This is a genomic window from Neobacillus niacini (assembly GCF_000759675.1).
Lineage (GTDB): Bacteria > Bacillota > Bacilli > Bacillales > Cytobacillaceae > Neobacillus > Neobacillus niacini_A.
On sequence record NZ_BAWM01000127.1, the window covers coordinates 1 to 738 of the forward strand.

At 44.0% G+C, this 738-nt stretch carries 1 protein-coding gene and 1 pseudogene; both read right to left on the reverse strand.

Going from position 1 to position 738, the window contains the following annotated elements:
• Window positions 1-255 (reverse strand): annotated as a pseudogene (locus TR08_RS24950) (hypothetical protein); the annotation flags it as partial.
• A 253-nt stretch (window positions 256-508) separates the two neighbouring features.
• The coding region (locus TR08_RS24955) for a DinB family protein (protein ID WP_045522869.1) at window positions 509-738 on the reverse strand (230 nt) is incomplete at its 5' end.

Sequence of the window (738 nt, forward strand, 5' to 3'; positions counted from 1 at the left end):
ACGCTTCCCACGCATTAAATCTGTTTTTGAAACCTGATTCGTTAATTCTCGCGATGCACGTATTAATGAAAAACCGCCAATGAACAGCGCTATACCTATAGTAACAGCAACAACTAACAATAATGGAACTCCCCAGCCTTGCAATCCCATAATTCCTGTGTACGCCCACAGAGTACCGAAAAACGCCATGAAAAATACGCCAGATGCCGTTCCGCGTACTGCAGCTCCAGGAATAGTTCTTGATGTTTGTGTCACAAATAAAAATCTCCTTTCAACTTAAATATTTGTTCATTGGAACCGCATCTCAACTTACACTAGTATTAGGCAGTTAATTCGTGAGAAAAATCCTATATACCTTTTTATATTTATATTCAGGTGGGTAAATTACTGAACTATTCTGTCCCATTTCCTCAATATGCTTTATTCAATAATAGCGCCCATTTCTTGAATAAACAAAAAGCTGATATTAACTGGTATTGTTCAATTAAAAATCCTCAATTGTTAGTGATCAAGGATTGTAATCCTCGTCGGCCGAGGGGCCGTAGATGCCCGGCACCGGAATATCGAGAAGCCGCAAATAAACCCCGAGCTGCGCCCGGTGATGAACCATGTGGCTTAATCCGAAGGTACGGAGCGCGATCGCCCGCGGCTCTCGGAGGATGATATGGTCGCCGTGGCGCAGCGTCCATTCCTCGCCGAGCGTTTTCTCTTCGCATTCGGCGAGCAGCTTTTCCAACT